General features: G+C 36.3%; 15 protein-coding genes and 1 tRNA gene. 7 read left to right on the top strand and 9 right to left on the bottom strand.

Annotated elements, in window-relative coordinates; genetic code table 11:
• Positions 1-135: 135 nt before the first annotated feature.
• Positions 136-363: a hypothetical protein gene (locus tag C8P64_RS07505; protein ID WP_108171462.1), complete on the bottom strand. Its 228-nt coding sequence runs from the start codon at positions 361-363 to the stop codon at positions 136-138.
• Between the two features lie 386 nt (positions 364-749).
• On the opposite strand from C8P64_RS07505, the gene C8P64_RS07500 reads away from it, so the two are divergent.
• Positions 750-1208, top strand: coding sequence for a hypothetical protein (locus tag C8P64_RS07500; protein ID WP_108171461.1), 459 nt, complete (start codon positions 750-752; stop codon positions 1206-1208).
• 91 nt (positions 1209-1299) lie between these two features.
• On the opposite strand, the gene C8P64_RS07495 is transcribed toward C8P64_RS07500, so the two are convergent.
• From C8P64_RS07495 to C8P64_RS07480, 4 genes are read right to left on the bottom strand one after another with little or no spacing between them, the layout of a single operon-like run.
• The gene (locus tag C8P64_RS07495; RefSeq protein ID WP_108171460.1) at positions 1300-2994 is read right to left on the bottom strand and encodes a hypothetical protein; all 1695 of its coding nucleotides are present in this window, start codon (positions 2992-2994) and stop codon (positions 1300-1302) included.
• Positions 2995-2998: 4 nt separating this feature from the next.
• On the bottom strand, positions 2999-4186 hold the full coding sequence (locus C8P64_RS07490) for a DUF4249 domain-containing protein (protein ID WP_170106644.1): 1188 nt from the start codon (positions 4184-4186) through the stop codon (positions 2999-3001).
• A 5-nt stretch (positions 4187-4191) separates the two neighbouring features.
• Complete coding sequence (locus C8P64_RS07485) at positions 4192-6945, bottom strand: TonB-dependent receptor (protein WP_108172205.1); 2754 nt, start codon at positions 6943-6945, stop codon at positions 4192-4194.
• A 1-nt stretch (position 6946) separates the two neighbouring features.
• Positions 6947-7678: a hypothetical protein gene (locus C8P64_RS07480; protein ID WP_108171458.1), complete on the bottom strand. Its 732-nt coding sequence runs from the start codon at positions 7676-7678 to the stop codon at positions 6947-6949.
• A gap of 118 nt (positions 7679-7796) precedes the next feature.
• On the opposite strand from C8P64_RS07480, the gene mgrA reads away from it, so the two are divergent.
• The gene (mgrA, locus tag C8P64_RS07475) at positions 7797-8789 is read left to right on the top strand and encodes an L-glyceraldehyde 3-phosphate reductase (RefSeq protein WP_108171457.1); all 993 of its coding nucleotides are present in this window, start codon (positions 7797-7799) and stop codon (positions 8787-8789) included.
• 14 nt (positions 8790-8803) lie between these two features.
• Positions 8804-9778 (top strand): quinone oxidoreductase family protein, encoded by a 975-nt coding sequence (locus tag C8P64_RS07470; protein WP_245889673.1) that lies wholly within the window; start codon positions 8804-8806, stop codon positions 9776-9778.
• Positions 9779-9804: 26 nt separating this feature from the next.
• On the opposite strand, the gene C8P64_RS07465 is transcribed toward C8P64_RS07470, so the two are convergent.
• Genes C8P64_RS07465 through C8P64_RS07455 form a run of 3 tightly spaced genes read right to left on the bottom strand, consistent with a single transcriptional unit; the run spans position 9805 to position 13022 of the window.
• Entirely contained in the window at positions 9805-10776 is a 972-nt protein-coding gene (locus C8P64_RS07465) for a type I phosphomannose isomerase catalytic subunit (protein WP_108171456.1), read from the bottom strand.
• Between the two features lie 19 nt (positions 10777-10795).
• The gene (locus C8P64_RS07460; protein WP_108171455.1) at positions 10796-12412 is read right to left on the bottom strand and encodes an ArnT family glycosyltransferase; all 1617 of its coding nucleotides are present in this window, start codon (positions 12410-12412) and stop codon (positions 10796-10798) included.
• Positions 12396-13022, bottom strand: coding sequence for a lipid-A-disaccharide synthase N-terminal domain-containing protein (locus C8P64_RS07455; protein ID WP_108171454.1), 627 nt, complete (start codon positions 13020-13022; stop codon positions 12396-12398). The genes C8P64_RS07460 and C8P64_RS07455 overlap by 17 nt, the downstream gene beginning before the upstream one ends.
• Positions 13023-13319: 297 nt before the next feature.
• Here C8P64_RS07455 and C8P64_RS07450 point away from each other — a divergent pair, with 297 nt between their 5' ends.
• Together C8P64_RS07450 and C8P64_RS07445 are read left to right on the top strand one after the other, a co-directional pair.
• Positions 13320-13574: a hypothetical protein gene (locus C8P64_RS07450; protein WP_108171453.1), complete on the top strand. Its 255-nt coding sequence runs from the start codon at positions 13320-13322 to the stop codon at positions 13572-13574.
• A gap of 138 nt (positions 13575-13712) precedes the next feature.
• Positions 13713-13786, top strand: a tRNA-Arg gene (locus tag C8P64_RS07445).
• 169 nt (positions 13787-13955) lie between these two features.
• Here C8P64_RS07445 and C8P64_RS07440 read toward each other — a convergent pair.
• Positions 13956-14669, bottom strand: a complete 714-nt coding sequence (locus C8P64_RS07440; RefSeq protein WP_108171452.1) for a glycosyltransferase — start codon at positions 14667-14669, stop codon at positions 13956-13958.
• Between the two features lie 232 nt (positions 14670-14901).
• On the opposite strand from C8P64_RS07440, the gene C8P64_RS07435 reads away from it, so the two are divergent.
• Both C8P64_RS07435 and C8P64_RS07430 read left to right on the top strand, forming a co-directional pair.
• Positions 14902-15837 carry an NAD-dependent epimerase/dehydratase family protein gene (locus tag C8P64_RS07435; RefSeq protein WP_108171451.1) on the top strand — a complete coding sequence of 312 codons (936 nt, stop codon included), beginning with the start codon at positions 14902-14904 and terminating at the stop codon, positions 15835-15837.
• 375 nt (positions 15838-16212) lie between these two features.
• On the top strand, positions 16213-17361 hold the full coding sequence (locus C8P64_RS07430; RefSeq protein ID WP_108171450.1) for a helix-turn-helix domain-containing protein: 1149 nt from the start codon (positions 16213-16215) through the stop codon (positions 17359-17361).
• Positions 17362-17380 lie beyond the last annotated feature (19 nt).

Below are 17380 nucleotides of genomic sequence, written 5' to 3'. Positions count from 1 at the left end.
TGTTTGAGAATCCATAAAATAAATTTAGAATTAATATCTATTTGCTGGGGGTGAACCTGTAGGGATTTACAAACATTAAATACTGCTAATCAATGTTTAGCAAGTTAAATTTACATAAATTATTGAAAAATAAAATCAGATCTTTTCGATAAATTTTTGATGGTCTTTAAGCCATTTATTCAACTTCAGCCTTTTTCTTTTAGATACTTTCTTTTTACTACTAGCCTCGTACCAGGCATTATGGCTTTCCTTAAGCTCATAAACCTTAACTCTGGAAAAGAGTTGTAATCCTAATAATCTGTAGCTCAACAAGGCTTTTACGATATAACCTTCATTATTTCGGGAAACGTTGATAAGCTTCATAAGATCCTATTTTGAGAAATTAATCTATCACACTTACTCTTTCAGCTAAAACAAATACTAACTACTGTTAATCAGTTTGTTAAATTCTAAATTAGCAAATAAAAAGAAACAGAAGGACTATACAAGACTTAAAACTTAAATAGATTTTTAGGTATTTAAAATTTCATAATCAGGATGCATTCAAAAATCTTAGGAGCTATCACCAAGATTTAATTATGAAATTTTTATAGAAATCTATTAAACTGTCTTTTCCTATATAACTATGAAACAGCCGTTTATTTATTTTGGTAAAAATCCGGGTAAATGTTAATTCTTAAATTTTACTTAAATAAATACAATAGGTTTTTTAGCTTTACGTTCCCCCTAAACAAAAGATCTTATACCCTATGAAAAGATTTAAAATTGTATTAGTACTTCTTATGGTAAGCCTACTTTTATCTTGTGATACAGACCAGGATGATATTAGTATTTCTGAGGCCGAAGCCAAAGAACTCAGCCTAATCACTCAAAATGGAGAATGGAAAATTTCTAAATTCACCATTAACGAAATAGAAAATACTGCGAATTATTCAGATTACGTTTTTGTGTTCGAAGAAGGTAATAACCTTACGGCCTTTGGTTCTATAGATGAAGTATCTGGAACATGGAGAGTAAGCAATGATTCTGGTGATGAATTTGATCCTTACGATGATGTAGATTTCCATATCTTCTTTAGCTCGCAAGGTAAACTTGGTGAACTGGCTAACAATTACGATGTCATTGCTGCAACCAATTCTGAAATCAGGCTCATCATGGAGCAAAATGGCAATGGAGATACTGCAAGCCTTACTTTCAGTAAGAACTAAATCGATCTCAAATCTTTATTTAAGATTAGGAATTATTTACCCTAATTCAAGCAGGTCTGGCTTTGCCGGACTTGATTCATATATACGTTTTCTAGTCTCTAACTTGAAAAGTTTTTTCGAGCGAGATCGCTTCACCGTTTTTTTGAAAGCCTTCAATTTTTATCTGGAAGGTTCCGATGATATCAGAGGTGAAAAATTCAAATTTATTTGCTGACAATTCAGGACTCCAGAAAAGCTGAGACCTGTAATCAGGGATCCTGGAAAGCTCAGCTCTTTTTTCGGCTGTAGAATAATCCGGAGAATAATAGTCTTTGATCGGTTCTGTTGGGATCATTTCTAAGGAATGATCTGCGCTAAAAGCAGGTGTATCAACTTTTACTGTTTCTACCAAAATGATCCCCTGGTAAACTTCTGGGCCATAGAAATACTTATCGCGCACTACGTAGATCTTCTCGATCAATTTTGCGTCCATGTAGTAGAAAGTATTATAGTCCAGTATAACCACACCATCTATAATTAGTAAAGGTGGATTTCCAAAATCTGTTTCCGTATTATAGGTCCTGATGTTCGGAATAAACATGTCTCCTTCTTTTTTGAAAGATGCGAACTGGATTATTTCAACAAATACCTCTGGCACAGTGGAAAACCTGGTATAATTATCCAGGTCGTATAACATCGCTTTATCACCGAAAAAATTGCCTTTAGAATTCTTGTTTACAACAGCATCAGCTTTCTTCGCCAGGTATGATTGCTGGATCTGATTATATATAGCTCTTTGTTCAATTTCATTTTTAACAGAATTCGGAATTACCACTTTTCCTGCCTGCTTTACTTCATAATCGATCAATGAAGAATCTATAAGGATCTGGTAGTCGTAGTCTGAATCATCAATTACCTTTAGATAAGCTTTTTCATCTTTTATGGGTTCTTGCAGAACAAACTTGAAACTACCATCTTTTGAGGTTTCAAATACTCTGAATTTTTCTGGTGAATTTGGGACAAAATATGCAACGGACAAATCCTTATCCAGAACCGTATTGTTTTTATTTTCAATTTTTCCTGATAATATTCTTCCCCTCATTTCAGGAATAAATTTTACCTGAAAGTCGTTTACCTGGTCTTTATCTAAATTCTTACTTGAAACTGTTTGTAATCCTGGAACCTCCTCTACTTTTCTCACTGAAACAGAAAAATCTGCCTGCTCCAATACATCGAGGTCGCCCAATAAGCTAACTTCGATCTTCTCTCTTCTATCAAAAATATCCTTGTTCAGGTTTATCTGAAAATCACTTTCGGCGCTCAATTCATTATTAGTGAAACCAGAACTTTTCTGCTCTTCAGAGATACTTATATTCTCATCTGCATTTTTTAAATAAGGATTAATGATTAGGATCTTCGAATCGAATATTCCCTTAAGCCCATGATTCTTCATCCAGTTGGTATATCCAATTAATGAATAGATTCCTGAAGGAAGGTCTGCTGGTATAAGATAATCTGAATAGGAAGCTCCCTCCTCAAGGTTGAGTATATGATGAAAAACTACATCGCCGTTGCTTTTCAGTAGTTTTACATTTACGATCTTGCTTATATCACTTTTCTGGTGGTTGGCGTTTATAAGATTATATACTTTGTAATACAGGGACTCCCCAGGTATTAGTAATGGAGCGTTATAATGGATAAAAATCTCCTCTGCAGCTTCAGCGGAAAAAACAGATCCATCCCTGTTTTGTTGTGCAAAACCAAATTGGACTAATAGGAGACAAAAAATTATAAGTTTTGTTTTCATAGGTTTAATCTATCCAGAATTCGGGCTTTTGATTGGAACCAAACTGAGTGCAGTCTACACAGCCTCTACGTATAACCTGATATACATTTGGCGGATCTTCCGCGAAAAGTTTTACCTGTCCATTTTCCAGAAGTTCTCTAAGCGATTCCCTGTTTGGAACATATTCTTCGCAATCACCGGTATGAGATGGTCGCCTGTTATTCCCATCATAATAATCTGTATAATCAAAAAATAGTCTTTTTGAATCTGTAGTTGCTGTTGTAAAATAGCCAATTACCTTTTCCTTGCTATTGTTCAGGCTTCTTATATTCCCATTTAAAAAACCAGGCTGATATTGCGAGAAAACCGATTCATTCTCAGAAAGATTCTTCAGGGTTTCATAATAATCGAATGCTACAGGAGACACCTTTAACTGAGTGACATTAATACTATACCTGTAAGCTAGCTCGTACTCTTTTTTTGAAATAAACCTAATCAAAATACCATTTAAAGAGTCTTCAGTAAGACCTTCTGTGTTGGAAAGAATAATATCTGAAGAGGGTTCTGTCACGTAACAAATATAATCCTGCTCTGGTTTGGGAACTACCAGGAAATCGTCTCTATCGGTATCTGGATCATCATTTTCATTTATAATAAGATCATAGAGTTTTTCATAAGGCGACCTTATTTCGTAAGTCTCCTGGTATTTAAACAAATAATAACTGCCGCCATTTCCAGAAATTCCAGTATTGCTTACAGTGATAGCAACTCCTTCTTCTCCGTTAAGCACAGCCTTTTCACTCGAAACCTCACTAATTTGGGTAGTAGTTTCAGATCTCGCCGTAGTAGATTCATAAACCCCTTCCTCTGTCTCTATTTCAAGGGTATAATCCTCGCCCAGGTTTACCTGGAATGCCGAGTTAGATAAATAGGTTCCGGCTTCGCTTTCAAAAAAAGTATAGTTAGCACCATTGGAGGAACTCACTATTACCTTTGCTCCAGAAACCGGATTAGGACCATTTTCATCTACAGGAAAACTCCGGCTTAATTTGATCTCCTGTTGTTTTAATTCATCGGTTATGATCCCTTCAACCACAAGAATACTCTCCGGTTCGTCCAGTTCTATTTCAATTGGCTCTACACAACTTGCTACCGATAAAAGAACGGCTAGAGCTAGAACGAATGAATATGATATGTATAAAGATTTCTTCAAGAAATTTAAAATTTAAAGTTATAAGTGATGGTTGGAATTGGAACTGCAAAGATAGAGCTCTGGTATGCCTGAACGCTGCCATCTTCGGTCACAAAAAATACCGAATATGGATTATTCCTTCCAAGAACATTATAAATTGAAATATTCCAGAAACTATGGGCCAGCTTTTCGATCTTATGATTTCCTTCAATGTTCAAACTCAAATCCAGCCTGTAATAATCAGGAATTCTATATTGATTTCTTTCACTGTAAACCACAAATTCTGAATCATTATAGTCATACTTACCAATAGGCACAGTCACAGGTCTCCCCGTTTGATAGATTAGATTTGAAGATATGCTGAAGCGCTTGGTGAATTTATAATTAAGCACCGCACTAAAATCATGGGGCTTGTCAAAATTAGAAGGAAAATATTCACCATTATTTATCACCTCGGATTCAAAAGGACTGTCCAACTTTATCAAGGACCTGGAATAGGTATAACCTAACCAACCATTAAGATCGCCCAGGTTCTTTCTTAGAAGAACTTCAATCCCATAAGACTGACCTTCCCCATCAAGGATCTCGGTTTCTATATTCTCATTCAGAAATAGTGTCGCCCCGGTCTTAAAATCAATAATACCTTCAGTTTGCTTGAAATAACCTTCCAGGCTTAACTCATACATGTTCTCATTGAAGTTCTTAAAAACACCTAATGAATACTGAGTTGCTTTTTGAGGTTCAACATTAAAATCTGAAAGCTTGTAAATATCTGTGGGAGAAACCGTAGTATTATTAGATAGGGTATGAATATACTGGTAGGTTGTACTATACCCACCTTTAATAGACAGATCATCCAGAATTGAATAACGGCCTGTCAACCTGTATTCCAACCCTGAATAAGTCTTCACGACCTCATTATTAGCATAGTTCTCGGTAGAAATAACACTGGCTTCAGTTCTAGGTTGTCCCGGATCATATATGTTTACTTCATCTGGACCAAGAGCATTAAAGACCGAAAATCTCAATCCGCCGTTAATAGTAAAGTCCGGTGAGATTTCGAAATCGTCTGAAATAAAAATTGCCGACTCCAATCCTTTTTCTTTGGCCAGTTCCCTACTTTCTATAAGAGAGTCATCACCAAGGGGATCGATAATACCAGGAATCAAGGAATAGAATTTTGAAGAGATCCCATAATTAAGGGTATGATCTGAAGAAATTCTATGATCTAAAATTGCCTGCAGTTGAAAATCATTAATGCTGAAACCTGATTTAAAATTGTTATTGAAATCACTATCATAATCGATATTGAACTCATAATTACTATTTGAAAGTATCAGGGAACCAGTTAGATCGCGATTGAACTCTTTTTCATAAGAAACAGAGAACATACGGTTCTTATAGGCAAAAAGGGAATCTGAAGTTATACTGAATCTATCACTACTTAAGTATGCCGTAAAATTAAGTTCATTTTTGGCATCGATCTGGTGATTATATTTCGCAATAACATCATAAAATGAAGCTTCACTGTTTTTAAGAGACTCTTCATCAAGACTGTTCAATATCCAGTCTGAATAAGTTGCCCTGGCACCAAGAACCAACGAGGACTTTTCTTTAACAACAGGAACTTCCAGGCTTAGATTTCCGGTAACGGGCCCAATTGATCCTTCTCCTGAAAACTCTCGTGAGTTTCCGTTCTTCGTTTTAATATCGATCACTGAGGATAGCCGCCCACCGTATTTGGCAGGGATAGTACCTTTATAGATATCAACCACTCCAGTGGTAAAAGGATTCAAGGCTGAAAATATTCCAAAGAAATGATTTGGATTATAAATTACCGCATCGTCTAACAGAATAAGATTTTGATCTGCTCTACCTCCTCTAACGTTGTATCCTGAAGACCCCTCACCTGCCTTGGAAATACCAGGTAAAGTGGCAGCAACTTTAAGAAGGTCTCTTTCTCCAAGAACCAGCGGAATCGTTTTGATCTCCTGGGCTTTAATTTGAGATACTCCTGCGAAAGCCTGTCTGACGTTCTTATCAGATTCAGATTCAATTACCACCTCGTTCAACATCTCGAGATTCTGGCCCAGATTAAAATTCAATTCCCCGTTATTGTAGATGATCACCCTTTTCGTAACACTGGTATTCCCCATAGAACGGGTTGTAAGCATATGAATTCCCTGGGGGAGCTCAAGAGAATAGTATCCATCGATATCTGAAACGGTACCGGTTTGCCCATCCCCTAAAATAATGGCCACATTAGATAAAGGAGCATTGGTTTCCTTTTCGGTGATCCTTCCTTTTATAACAAACTTTCTTTTACTTAAGGTCCCTGTTTCCCTACCAATCTTAACGGTTTCAATTTTCTCATTGGTAGATTCATAGAATATTGGAGCTTTTTCCTCTGTCTCGTCCTGCTCGAGTGCGATCTCATTTGGCAAAGATTTATTTTCAAAGAAGCCGTTAGAAAAATCATTATAAATGATGCTATTTTCAGTGATGATCACTTTTTCATCCAGCAAAAAGTAATTTAAAACGGTTTCATCTAAAACTGCATTAAGAATAGTTTCTATTTTGGCATTTTCGAAATTGCCGCTAAGTCTTTTTTCCGGAATCCAATCTTTAATGAAATAAAACCTGTAATTAGTGTTACTTTCAATTATTTCGAATACTTCCTCGATGGTCTTATCCTGAACATCGATCGTAACCTTATCATCATTTTGTGAGAATACTAAAGTATGCAGACTGAGAAAAAGTAGCAGTAAAAATCTCTTCATATTAATAGCTGGAATCAGAACAATCAATCTTATTTAATAATCTGCCAAGGCCTATCATATAAAGATCTGTGGAATTTTGTCTTGTATTTTTGTTAGTACTGGAATATTGCTTTATCTCTGTAGAACAGGATGGGAATTTTGAATTAAGCACAGAGGATTTTGGTTCAAAAAAACCTGTTCCCGGCTTATAAAAAATATACTCATCTTCCTGTTTTTCAAATTCATAATAGAGAATTTTCATATCCCTTTTTTCCGCTGGCTTTAAGCTCCTTTTTTTATATATTTTCAGGTTATCTATATCAAGAATTACTTCATAAAACCCAGAATTAAAACCAGCATTTGTAAATTCCAGCTTTCCGAAAGTATGCTCCTGTATCTTAAAACTTTTCACTTTCTCCTTGATCAATTCCATCATCCTGGTTCCGGAATTATCTTCAAGTTTTATAAATAACAGGTCACGAAAAATATCATATTTAAGCTGTACATCATAATATGTTTGCCCATCATAATTTAAAGTTCCATCAAGAAAATCCCGATCCTTAAAAAATTGGTGTTTATCATTAATGGTCCTGTATTTCTCGATTAGTTCAACACCATTAATTAAAGGCAGGTTTTGATATCCAATAACAGAATCATGTAAATTGTAAAGATTCTTTTTCGTTTCGGCTTGCTGAGAATATACCGTATAAAACTGAAAAAACAGAAAACTGAATAAAATGGGGGCTATTTTCATAAAATAAAGCCTTCCAGGATTTTGAAAGGACGCTAAACTTATAAAAATATTAATACATATAAAAATTATAAAATTTTATCTTCGAACTTGATAAAATTATCCTTTAAAATTATTGAAAATGGAATATAAGGCATCAGAAAATAGATATGACAAAATGCAGTATAGACGATGTGGTAAAAGCGGAATTAAGCTACCACTTCTCTCTCTCGGTCTTTGGCACAATTTCGGGGATAATGATGACTTTGAAAATGCCAGGAATATTTTAAGAACTGCCTTTGATAATGGTATCACTCATTTCGACCTGGCAAATAACTATGGACCTCCTTATGGTACAGCTGAAAAGAATTTTGGAAAGATCTTCCAGCAAGATTTTAAAAAGTATAGAGATGAGCTAATCATTTCTACCAAAGCGGGCTGGGATATGTGGCCTGGTCCTTATGGCAATTTTGGATCTAGAAAATATCTTATAGCCAGCCTTGATCAGTCTTTACAAAGAATGGGGATGGATTATGTAGACATTTTCTATCACCATAGACCAGATCCTGACACTCCTTTGGAAGAAACCATGGGAGCTCTGGATCAAATTGTTAGACAAGGAAAGGCCTTATATGTGGGGGTTTCACAATATAATGCCGAAGACACGGCTAAGGCTGCTAAAATATTGAAAGAGCTGGGTACCCCGTTCCTGATCCATCAGCCAAGATATAATATGATGGATCGCTGGGTTGAAGATGGATTGCTGGATACGCTAGAATCAGTCGGTTTAGGAAGTATTGTATTCTCTCCGCTGGAACAGGGAATTCTTACTTCTAAATATCTTCACGGGATTCCGGAAGGTTCCAGAGCCGCTACCGAAGGAAGTTACCTGGATAAATCCCAGATCACAGATGACCTGGTAGAAAAGATCCAGAAACTAAATGAAATTGCAGATTCCAGAGGTCAAAGCCTTGCTCAAATGGCTGTTGCCTGGTTGCTTAAAGATCACAGGGTCACTTCGGTCCTGGTTGGAGTAAGTAAAGTTTCACAGCTGCAAGACAATATCGAGGCCATCAAGAATATTGAATTCAGCAAAGAAGAAATAGAAAAAATAGATAGCATTTTAGGTTATTAAAATAGTTGTTGAGTATGATGAATAAGAAGATGAAGGCTCTAACATTTTCTAATTTTGGAGGACCTGAAGTAATGGAATATATTGAGGTTGAAAGACCCGTTCCTTCGAAAAATGAAGTTCTTATAGAAACCAAAGCTATCGGACTCAATTATGCAGATATATACCGAAGAAAAGGAAATTATCATCTAAAGGGAAAACCGCCTTACATTCCGGGATATGAAGCCGCCGGAGTTATCGTGGAGTCAAAATCTGAAAGATTTAAGGTTGGACAAAGGATCGCATTTGCTGATGTTCCCTTTGCTAATGCCGAATACATTGTGGTGCCAGAAGAGCATGTAGTCCCTCTTAGAGACTCTATAAGTTTTGAAACTGCAGCATCTATAATGTTGCAGGGACTCACGGCACATTACCTGGCAAATGATTCTTATGCGATTTCTGCAGATGAATGTGTTTTGGTTCATGCAGCCTCGGGCGGGGTTGGACAAATTCTTTCCCAGATCATTAATTTTAAAGGAGGCCATGTAATTGGTCTAACCAGAAATGAGGATAAATTAAATACCATATTAAATTCTGGAGCAGAGTATGCGCTCATTCTTGATGAAACTTGGAAGAATAGGGTCTTTGAGATCGCAGGGCCACAGGGAGTGGATGTTGTATATGATAGTGTTGGAATTACCCTGATGGATAGTTTTGATGTCACGAGAGAAACAGGGACGGTTGTTTTTTATGGTATGAGTGGCGGTGACCCCAAAAAGGTAGATCCAAGAATGCTAATGGATAGCAGTAAAACACTAACAGGCGGAGACTTGTGGGGTTATTTAAAATCTTCAGAAGAAAGAATAAAAAGATCAAATATCCTTTTTGATATGATCGAACAGGGAAATTTAAAAATCAAGGATCCAGTAAAATTCAAGCTATCTGAAGGCAGAAAAGCTCATGAATATCTGGAAACAGGTCAAAGTTCCAGTAAAGTTCTCCTAATCCCATGATTCTAAAAATTAGAGCTGCCTGAAGTTTATTCGATATAAATTTCAAGCAGTTCTGCATTTTCTGCTTTTATTTTTAGTTCACTTGTTGCAGCTGGTATTAACAGGCTTTGTCCTTTCTCTATCTTTTCAGAATTATCCCCAATACTTATTAGGGCAGTGCCTTCTACACACATATAAACAACGAAAGAGTCCAGGGAAGAATAATCCTTGACAATCTCGCCTTTTACGTGTAGAAAATTGGTGGTAAAATATTCACAGGATGCGATCTCTGAAGACCTGTTAACCTCCTTTTCATAATTTAACTGGTAATCATCCCTTTTTCTGAAATCTATTGCATCCAGTGCCAAAGCAGTATGTAATTCCCTGTGCTGCCCTTCAGAATCTACCCGACCCCAGTCGTATATCCTGTATGTGATATCTGAGGTTTGCTGAATTTCAGCTAAAAGGACTCCTCCTCCTATCGCATGGACTTTCCCGGTATTTATAAAAAATGAATCTCCTTTTTTAACTTCCTCAAAATTCAGTACCTCTGTAATCTTTTCCTTTTCCAGGTAATCCAGATATTCTCTCTTATCCAGATCTTTCTTGAAACCAATATTCAGTTTTGAGCCTTCATCGGCTTGCATAACATACCACATTTCGGTTTTACCAAAGGAATTATGCCTTTGCCTGGCTAATTCGTCATTAGGATGCAGCTGCACGGAAAGATCTGTTTTTGCGTCTATAAACTTTATAAGCAAAGGGAATTCATTCCCGAATTTAGAATATATCTTATCTCCTACCAGCTCACCCTTATACCTGGAAATAAGCTCGGTTAGTTTCATTCCCTTTTCCGGTCCTTTTTCAACAATGGAAATATTCCCCTCAACGCCCGAGATCTCCCAGCTCTCACCAACGCTTTCGCGTATGGTATGTTTGTTAAGTATAGTTTTTAGCTTACTTCCACCCCATATCTTATCCTGAAGAATCGGCACAAACCTGATTGGGTAATTGATCATGTTGCTAATTATTTTTTATTTAAGGCTTCTTTACTAAATATAAGTCCCTGTATAATCTTTTTTTATGGGTGTTTCCCACCGGATTCATATCTATTTCGTCTATTTTTTCAATCTTATAATCCGGGAATGTTTCAAGCATGGAATCATAATTTGTTGGAGTATTCAATAACAGGAATTCCTTTTCAGAAGGCTTTTCATAGGTTTCACCATTCCAGAGGACTTTAATAGGGCTACCATATTCCCAGATGATCTCTGGAGTAAAGTCTTTAAATTCATAAACAGGAATCGGGTTATGCTCCCTGTAAGCGTCCACGGTCTGAATACTTTTATATTCCGGATTTACCTCTATCTTTTTTGCTATGGGCAGGCCAAAGAAGATGATGCTAATAATGAACCAAACCGATAAATAAAAGACTGGTTTTATCTTATTTTTTTTCAGATAATAAAGCATCAATGCCCCTATTCCGAAAAGACAAATAGACGTCATTAGGAACCATGGCCAGATAGTGGAAAACAGATCTTTCAGATAAATAACACCTGCAATTGGAAATAGCAGTCCGATAAAAGCGATCAAGCCAAAATTGAAATAAACCACCCATTTCTCCTTTTTTGGTAGCATATCAAATCTCCTGAAAAGGTATTCTATATAAAAGGCGGTGTTTAGAGCTAAGGGAATTAGCACCGGTAAAAGATATCTCGATTTTTTCTCAGGGATAATAGACAATAAGACCACCGATCCCAGGGTCCACCAAAGGGTGAATTTATAACCCGGCTTATCAAAAACCCGGTTCTTCAAATACGGATATAACAGTCCCACAAATGCAGGAATGGTCCACATCCCGCTCTGTATCACAAAACTCCAGTAGTAGTAGAACGGTCTAACATTATAATCTAACCAGCGACCGGTTTCCTTATCTGTGATCTTGGCCACGGCCTGAGTATCAAAATAATAAACATACAGGCTCCACGACGCCGAAACGATGGTTGCCATCAACAACATTAATACCACCGGGAGCCAGTTCTTTCTAAAGTTCCTGTATCTATAAACAACTCCAAAGGCAATTAAAAATGGTAATAGTAAGGCATACATAGAAACTGGTCCCTTACTTAAAAAAGAGCAACCGATCAGAATTCCAGAAATAATGGCATTGCTGTATTTTGAGCTGTCTTCGGTGAAGAGTTTATAGATACCATAAATGGCCATGATCATCCAGGAATGGGTATGTATATCCCACTGCCCGTCTCTTCCGGAATATAGTATATAGAAAGAGGTAGCTGCGATTAATCCTGAAATGAAGGCATACTTTCTATTTAAAGTAAACTTCAATCCAAGCTTATATATAAAAACAACGGTGAGGGTCCCCATGATCGCCGCAGGTAATCTCAAAGCGAACAGACTTTTCATCCCAAAAAGGAACATCGATATGGCCGTCATCCAGGTTGGTAGTGGTGGCTTTTCATACCTGGGTTCATTGTTAAGCGTGGTAAATATCCAGTGATCAAGATTGATCATTTCCCTGGCTGTGGTGAAATTTCGCGCCTCCATGATATTTACAAAAATCGCGTCGAGGTTCACGAAAAAGATCGACAAACAAACCAGAACCAATAAAAGAAGGTAATTATCCTTTAACTTCATTCTTTTGAATATAAATATTTCGAATATACATAATCAAACCAAAACCATGACCAGCAAGAAGCACCGGATCTTCTCTGATTATGGCATAAACTATAATTAGCCCTGACCCTAAAAGGCTTAACAACCAGAATCCGAGTGGTAATGAAGAAATCTTTTTCCTTTCAGAGTAGACCCATTGATAGATAAACCTTAAAGTAAAAACCAAATGACCTACCGAGCCAAGAACAATTAGCCAGAATGGAATCGCGTCATTTCTAAACAATTTAGCCGCGTCATATTCATTGTTATTGAAACCATAGATCACAATAAGCAGTGGAAATATCCATAAGAAAATCCTGAATAACTCAGGGATCTTTAACCATTGACCTTGTAATTGAAGGTTCCTTATGTAGATAAAATAAGTTAACGTCTGCCCCATCATGATGGCAAAGTCGTTTCTTAAATAACCATAGACAAAAAGTAAAAAAGATGCCAGTAGGCTAAGGTGCCAGAAAATAATAGGCGTGATGATCCTTTTATTTTTTTCTGAAAGAAACCATTGCAGGATCATCCTGCCCGAAAATAATAACTGCGCAATAAAACCAAGAGCGTAAATTAACCAGCTATTCATTGATCCCGGCGGTTTTATTATTAATCGAATATTGCTTTAGACTTCCTGATTTACGAAAAGATATGGCAAATCTTATGCGTCTATAGAAATTTAGAAAACTAGGCATATTAAAGGATCTGGGAATTTGCGGCTAAATTAAGATTATTTCGTGAACCTCATATAAAGTACTTTACCGATTAATTAATGCGTTTCAAAGATTTTCAGCCCTCCAGGCCGTTCTGAGTAATTTTAACTTATATATTTGAATCGCCAAATCTACATAAACATCCTGCTTGGCTAACTGTAAAACAATTAGTTATGCTAAAACAACCAGGATCTATCCTCAATATTGAGGAAGAATACAAACAGATAGAATCTGTTAAGGAATGGATTCAAGAGATTCATGAATCTGGAACATTCTTTAACCTTTCACTCAAAACGCTGGAATTAATTCGCCGTTTCAATAACCTATATGAAGAGGTTATTGAGAATAGCGATCCCAATCCCAGTAGCGTAAATCAATTAATTATTACTTCGAAGGGACTGGAATCAGAATTAGTTCAGGTAAATTAAAAAAAAAATAAAAAACACTATTTACTGATAATCAAAAACTTCCTTCGGGAAGTTTTTCTTTTTTTAAAATTGATTGAATTTTTAGATAAAAAAACATTGTATAATTTATAAAGTGGCTTATATTTGCAACCGCAAAAAGGTGGCATAGCTCAGCTGGATAGAGCACCTGCCTTCTAAGCAGGCGGTCCCAGGTTCGAATCCTGGTGCCATCACGAAAAGCCACGTTCTAAACGTGGCTTTTTTGTTTTTAATACTTTCCCTTCTTCCCTATTAATTTCAATAAAGAAAAGAGTTAATTCAATAGCATCCCTACCCTAGATTAGATCAGGGAAAAAATATTCTAGTATGTTTTAATTATTTGGGCTTGAGATCTAACCTATATCAGGATCTTCTGGAGACGTTATAATTAATGTAGTTCTTTTTCATCCACAGGTAAGCGAAACAATCCATCAAAGGTTTGATCAATCTGTTTCTTAGGCCAAATTTGGGAGTCCCAGCCATCCTGGGGAAATGTTTAATCGGCACTTGTTTTATTCTACCGCCCTGTAAAAGGATCATCGCAGGTAGAAACCTGTGCAGACCACGAAACATTGGGATACGTTTCGCATAATCTGTTCTAATAATCTTTAATGGGCAACCGGTATCGTCCATCCCATCATGGGTAAACCAGTTTCTCACGGTATTTGCCACTAATGAGGAGAGGTTCTTTATTCCTGAATCTTTACGTTCATGGCGGAATCCATTAACCAGGTCATAATTATCAATCTCATTCATTAAAAGGTCGAAATCGAATGGATCTGTTTGCAGGTCTGAATCTATATATCCGGTAAGATTTGTAGTAGAATAATCGAATCCGGCTTTGATTGCAGCACTAAGACCACAATTCTTTTCAAAACTGATGTAGTTAAATTCAGGATTACGATCACATATTTCAACCATCAGCTTTTCAGAATTGTCCTTTGAACCATCATTTACCAGTAAGATCTGGCAATCGAAATTAGTTTTAAGGGCATATTCCTTCAACTTTTCCTCAACACGTAAAAGATTTTCCTCCTCATTATAAACAGGAACTATGATGGTGAGACTGTAATCCATTCTAAGATTTTAAAATTTGCGCAAAAATAGAGGTAATAATACTAAATGACAATCTTTTAAAATGATTAAAGGCTTGAGGTCTATATTCCAGGAAAAAGTAAAAACATCTCAAGTCATAACACATTACATATATCAGCTGCAATCTTTGACAATTTAAATATGATCAAAAACTATGTTTTCTGCAGGCTATTGATTTATTTTGCCTGTTTTTAGATCCCAAAATTGTAATTGTATGAATGTTTTAGTAACCGGTGCCGCTGGCTTTATTGGATCTCATTTTGCTGAAAAGTTAGCATCTCAGGGTCATAGGGTTATTGGAATAGATAATTTTTCAAATTATTACAGCAGGGAACTAAAAGAGAAAAATGCCCGTGATCTTGAGTCTAAAGGCATAGAGCTTATTAAGTTCGACCTTTGCGATGATGGTTTAAGCGATATAATCCAGGATGAGATCCATTACATATTTCACTTTGCCGGGCAGCCGGGCATTTCGGTAAAATCAACTTTTGAATCTTATTTTCAGAATAATTTTATCGCCACTAACAAGCTTCTAAATTTTGCTTTAGAACAAAAGGAGTTGAAGTTATTCGTAAATCTTAGTACTTCATCGGTTTATGGCAAATACGCCACCCTGGCTGAAGATGAAGAAACCAAACCAGTTTCAGATTATGGCGTGACCAAATTAGCCGCAGAACAACTAGTACTTTCCAAATCCCGTTCAAACCTTCTAAAAGCATGCTCTTTAAGGTTGTTTTCGGTTTACGGACCAAGAGAAAGGCCAGATAAATTATTTACCAAGCTTATTGATTGCGCGATTAATGATAAAAAGTTTCCACTTTTTGAAGGCAGCACCTCACATATAAGAAGTTTCACTTTTGTTGGAGATATTGTCGAAGGTATTTTAAGTGTTATAGGAAAAGAAGACATTTGCGATGGCCAGATCTTCAATATAGGTTCAGAAAATGAACATACCACCCAGGAGGGAATTGATAATATTGAAAAGATCACCGGCAAAAAGATCGAATTCGAACATCTACCCAAGCGTCCAGGAGACCAGCTGCGAACCAGTGCCAATATACACAAGGCAAGAAAGCTTTTAGGTTACGAACCTAAAACCACGTTCTATGAAGGTTTGGAGAAACAGACAGCCTGGTTTAAAGAAGATTAAAACCAAATTTACCGGTCTATAATAGGTATGAGCTTGTAATTGATTAGATGTTCACAGATTGTTAAAGCAGTTTTAAAATCCTTGATATTTTCTTCAACTAACATATTGAAAGGATTCTTTATTAAAGTAGTTTATCAGATTCATAGATTGAGTAAATAAAAAATTCAAATTTATATTTCATTATATCAATCTCAGGGAAACGATGGTTTTTTCGTAGTGAAAGAAGTTTAATTCCTCATTTATGAAAATCATTTTATAGAAGACAGCTGAACAAGCTGTCTTTTTTATTAATTTTAATTGACCTTCTTACAGGATTTTTTCCCAACTGGTTTTATTTGCCGTTTCATCACCCCATTCTTTATTACTGTATGAGATATGGATGTTATAAGTATCATAAACCTTATTCTAATCGCCGGGGTGATTCAGGGCTTCGTGTTCAATATTTACACGATTCATATTACACGTAAAAAACCTGGCTGGGCAGTAGTTTTTCTGAATTTTACCGTACTGGTACTTTCCCTTAACAATCTACAGGCCTGGTTGATCGAAATTGGATTCTCTTCGAATAACTTCTATTTCGAGCATTTATTGGTTCCATGGTATTTGTTCATTCTCCCAACCTTCCATGCATTCCTTATCTACTACTTAAGAATTAGGGATCGCGTAAAAAGCTTTATGCGGTTGGCGATCTATATCTTCATCGCTGAGATCCTTATAAGATCTTTCTGTATAGCTTATGTTTACTTCTGGAGTCCAGACCAGAATATCAACCTGATCGCGAATTATACCATATTCGAAGAGATCTTCAACGCACTGTTCAGCCTTTTCATTTTCTTTAAATGTGTACAGATCGTTTTTAAAGGCCAGGAACACTACTCATACATACTGAAATTCGATGATATTTCCTGGCTGCGGATCTTCCTAAGGCTGGGTGGATTTGTATTATTACTCTGGATCATCGCTATCATAGGTTATAATATTACCGGAAAGCAGATACTCAATTATCCGCTTAGACTGGGAACTTCCATACTTATTTACTGGATAGGTTACCAGGGTTTCTACCGATATCACAAGGTCAAAGACCGAATCTCCATACGAAGGTCTCTCGAGGAAAATTCAGCTTTAAAATTAAATGAAGAAAAAAGCAGGGCTTCAGAAGTGATATCAAATGAAGTGAATTCTAAAATGAAAGAAGAATTTATGAAAATTGACAAATATCTAATCGACAATCAAAGCTATCTGGATCCTGCGCTAAGCCTGGAAAGATTAGCAGAAGAAATGGATTTGAGTTCGGGTTATCTTTCCAGGATTATAAACTCCTTTAGTGGTCATGGTTTTCCAGATTATATTAATTCTCTTAGAATTGAACAGGCCAAAAAACTTTTGAGGGATGACGATTTTTGCATGTATACCGTTGTTTCAATAGGTTTGGAATGTGGGTTTAATTCCAGGTCCACCTTTTATTCAGCATTTAAAAAATTCACCTACACAACTCCTACTGATTACAGGGAATCTACCTGTTAGTAATTTTCACTAAATTAGG

Source organism: Christiangramia gaetbulicola (assembly GCF_003054225.1).
GTDB lineage: Bacteria > Bacteroidota > Bacteroidia > Flavobacteriales > Flavobacteriaceae > Christiangramia > Christiangramia gaetbulicola.
The sequence above is the reverse complement of the archived record's forward strand: the minus strand, read 5'-3'. Positions and strand labels throughout refer to the sequence as shown.